General features: G+C 58.7%; 3 protein-coding genes. All 3 read right to left on the reverse strand.

Annotated elements, in window-relative coordinates; translation table 11 throughout:
- Positions 1 to 227: 227 nt before the first annotated feature.
- Positions 228 to 2,273, reverse strand: a complete 2,046-nt coding sequence (locus ABX749_RS24775) for an ATP-binding protein (protein WP_372898350.1) — start codon at positions 2,271 to 2,273, stop codon at positions 228 to 230.
- 10 nt (positions 2,274 to 2,283) lie between these two features.
- A complete protein-coding gene (locus tag ABX749_RS24780) occupies positions 2,284 to 2,847 on the reverse strand; it encodes a methanogen output domain 1-containing protein (protein WP_372898351.1) in 564 nt (187 codons plus the stop codon).
- 183 nt (positions 2,848 to 3,030) lie between these two features.
- Complete coding sequence (mscL, locus tag ABX749_RS24785; protein WP_145216413.1) at positions 3,031 to 3,558, reverse strand: large conductance mechanosensitive channel protein MscL; 528 nt, start codon at positions 3,556 to 3,558, stop codon at positions 3,031 to 3,033.
- Positions 3,559 to 3,990: the final 432 nt, after the last annotated feature.

A 3,990-nucleotide genomic window follows, 5' to 3' on the forward strand; every position in this document is an offset into this window, starting at 1 on the left:
CCCATCGTTTTGCCCCCATCGTTTTGCCACATTGACGGCAGGCTGTCACTTCCGGACCGATGAAATGATCACTGGGCACACGGATGGCAGCGCGAACCCACGGATTTTTGGCACGCTGTCATCTGTGGGTTCGCGCTGCCATCGGTGGGTATTCGTTTCGCGGGTTAGCCCGGGAAAGTTGCTTAGCGGAAAAGGGGCAGGCACCTACATCTAAAGTTGTCGAAGTGCTAGGTGGGGTTGAACCGAGGATGACTGAGCAGCTCTCGGAGCTGATCGATACTGGGCGGTTTGACCAGATGCTCATCGAAGCCGGCGACCTTTGATTTCAGGCGGTCTTCATGTTGTCCGTATCCGGTCAGGGCGACCAGCAAGAAGGAGTGGTCGGTCGTGGATTCTCGTATTCGGCGGGCGAGTTCGTATCCGTCCATTCCGGGCAAACCGATATCCAGCAGCACCAGGTTGGGCCCAAAACTCGAAAATTTCTTCAACGCCGACGGACCGTCTTCGGCGGTGGCAACCGCTTGGGCACCGAGCTTTTCAAAGATTTTCTCCATCATCAACCGGGCGGCGCGATTGTCATCGACGGCGAGCACCCGCAAGGGAAACGGCGTCGCGCGAGCGGCAGGGCGAACCGCCTGGCCTTCCGCCCCGGAGGGAGCTTTGCAGCACGGCAATTGGACGGTGAAGGTGCTTCCGGTCCCCAGCCCGTCACTTACGACCGACACCGTACCGCCATGCATCTCCACCATGTTCTTGACGAGGGTCAGGCCGATCCCGAGGCCGCCCTGGGATCGCTCCAGCGTTCTATTGGACTGAGTGAACAGATCAAACACTTGCGGCAACAGGTCGTGGTCGATACCGACGCCGTTGTCTTGAACGCTGATCGACACCCAGTCGCCGTCCTCTTTCGTCACCGTGATCGAGATTTCCCCACCAAAATCGGTGTACTTGCAAGCGTTCTTGAGCAGGTTCTCAATGACCTGGGTCAGCCGAACGGGATCGGCGTCCACCCAAACCGATTGCTCGGGAAGCCGAACGGTCAGTTGATGGCCGGTCTGGTCGATCGTGTGGCGCAACATGTCGCGAGCATGCTCGACGAGTTGAGCGACCGGAACGCGTTGGCGGCGCAACTCGACTTTGCCGCGCATGATGCGTGACACATCGAGCAAATCGTCGATCAGCCGAACCAAGTGTTCAACCTGTCGCTGCATCATGCGGATGGCGTCTTGATGATCGGTCTCACTGAGGACCAACAGATCCAAGCCGGAGCGGACGGGCACCAAGGGGTTTCGCAATTCGTGTGAAAGCATGGCGAGAAACTCGTCCTTTCGCCGGTCTGCTTCGCGCAGTGCCTCGGTCTGCCGTGCCAGCCCATCTTCGATAGATTGCTTGCGGATTCGCAATGCAATTCCATTGGCAACGGATTCGAGTAACGAGGCGACCGATTCGCTGATGGGATGACTGGAAAACATGGCCATCACACCGACGGTCGTCCCCTCATCGATCAACGGGTACCCGGCGAAGGCGATCATGCCCTCACGCTTGGCCCATTTCTGATCATGAATTTCCCCGTCTCCGAGCACACGGTTGGTGACATGCGCGCGTTGCCCAGCCGCGATTCGTCCGATCTTGTAGTCGCCAAAGCGAATCCGGCTGTGTTGGCCGTCAAGATGCGTGTACAGCCCACTGCTGGCGGTCAACTTTAATTCGGTTTGCTCTTCATCGGCCAACCAGATTCGTGCAAAGGCCGCACCCAGACGATCGACCATCAGATCCGTACACTTTGCCAACGCCTCGTCCAACCCGCGGGACTGGACCAATGCAATGCCGATATCGCGACCGAACTCGGCAACATCACGCTCGGTCCGCAGTTGCATTTCAGCCGACCTGCGGAGGGCAATTTCTCGATTGAGTTGATCGAACTTTTCGTTCAACGCCGCAAACTGTCGGGTCGCGATGTGTTGCGGTTCGATGCGGAGCAACAGCAAGACGCGTCCGTCGTGCCCCGTCGTCCGGCGAGCGATCACACGGTGCGATTGAGCGGGTTCACCGAGGTCGATCGAACCAATGGTCTCGTCCGACGTCCGCCGCGCCAACTTCAACAGATCCTTCACACGCGAGGCGGATTGAAGTGCAACGCCACTCAAGTCGCGATGTCGTAATTGAGTCTGGTCCTCGACACCGATGATCGCGGCAGCCTGTTGATTGCCCGCTTGGATGGTGCCGTCGGGTAAGACCAGCAGCAACGCTTCCTTGAATGCGTTGCCAAACATCTCGAATGATTCAGGTGTCAACGTTCGCACCCTGGGCGAGTTCGTCCGAAAAGTATTCACGCCCGTCGGCCGATCGACTCTCTGGCGATTGTTTCAAATAGACCACCACCCGACACCCCGCGTCGCCGCGGGCGATCGCCTCTTGGATCTCTACTTTCGCATAGCCAAGATTCTCGGCGGTGATCATACCGAACACGTTGGACGTCATCATGCACAACGCGGGACGGTCCAGCACGTTGTCGCCGAAGGGACAGCGGCGGTTTCCGAGCACGATCTTCTCGTCGTCTTGGGAGATGATGTAAAAATCTCCTTCGATTCGGCGTTTCAGATCCACCAGAACCTCGCCGACCTGCTGAGCATTGAATTTGTCACCGCCGGCCGCTGCCCGGTACATCTCGTTGATCCGCTCTCCCATCCGCTGACCGACCACGGCCACGAATCCAGACGCCTGATCCAATCCGACGACGTCCTGCAGCGTCCCGGACAGTTCGCGCAGCAGCGTTCGCATGAAGTTGCCGCGAGCCAGGTCGATGGGCAATTGATTGATCACCGGAAGTTCGGGCGGTTGACTCATTTCGGTTCCCTTGTGCGGCAGCGGGTTGCTTCACCCAGAATCGTCCCCGTCAATGCTACCACAACACGATCAACCCGTGCTTCACCCCTGTTGAATCCGACCGATCAAACCCCCACGTAGCGAATGACGCCAAGGCGTTCGGCCCCGCCATCGCCGAATCGCGGCGATCAGATCCGATCGCGGTCATTGCCCCGCAAGGCTGCGATCCGCGGCGACCTCCGCGGGGACTTCCAGTTTCGACGTGCAGTTGGGACAACGGGTCGCCCGATAGGCGATCGTGGTCCGGCAGAAGTCGCATTTCTTTTCGCTCGGCTCGCCTTCAGGCGGTTTTTCGCCAAATGCTTCATCGAGCTGCTCGTCCAGTCGATTGACCAGACGGATGATGATGAACATCGCAATCGCAACGATGCACAACGCCAGACAGCTATTGAAGAACTCGCCGTAGTTCAGCGTCACCGCACCGGCATCCTGAGCGGCTTGCAGCGTTTGAAATCCGCCCTCCGGCACGCTCACGCCCTCGGGGACGTCGAGCACCCAGAACAAGTCCGAAAAGTCGGCGTTGCCGGCCAGCAGTCCGATCGGCGGCATGATGATGTCGTTGACGAGCGACTTGACCACCGTCGTGAACGCCGCCCCCACGGTAAACCCGATCGCCAAGTCGACCATGTTCCCACGTAGGGCGAACTTTTTAAAATCTTCGATCAAACTCATTCTCGACGGTGCTCTGGTCAGAGTGTTATGAAGGGTGAACGTAGGATCGTTGCTGAAAGACTCGAGACGGTCTGCGGTTGCACGAAGACAATCGTGGACCGTGCGAGTGAACCGTGCGATTGGAGTAACGCAAACCTTGGGCCAAAGCCAGACACGTGGCTGTAGAAGCTGACCAGCAACGTCGACGGAGTGCCAGCGGCTGCCGGTACAGCGAAATTGGAGCTTTGATTGCAACGCATCGGCCGCCATTGGACCACATTGGTCGATCAGCGGCCAGATTTTGGAGTCCGAATGGCTCGGCATTCGCATGAGGCCTCGCGGCATGACCCCGACGGGGTCAAAGCCAGTAGCCGGAGGTGAGCGAAGCGACACCTCCGGACATCCGGTCCCCCGTCAGACGCGACCCCGAAGGGTGTCGAAGCAAATGACGTC

This window comes from Stieleria sp. (genome assembly GCF_041595215.1).
In the GTDB taxonomy this organism is placed as follows: domain Bacteria; phylum Planctomycetota; class Planctomycetia; order Pirellulales; family Pirellulaceae; genus Stieleria; species Stieleria magnilauensis.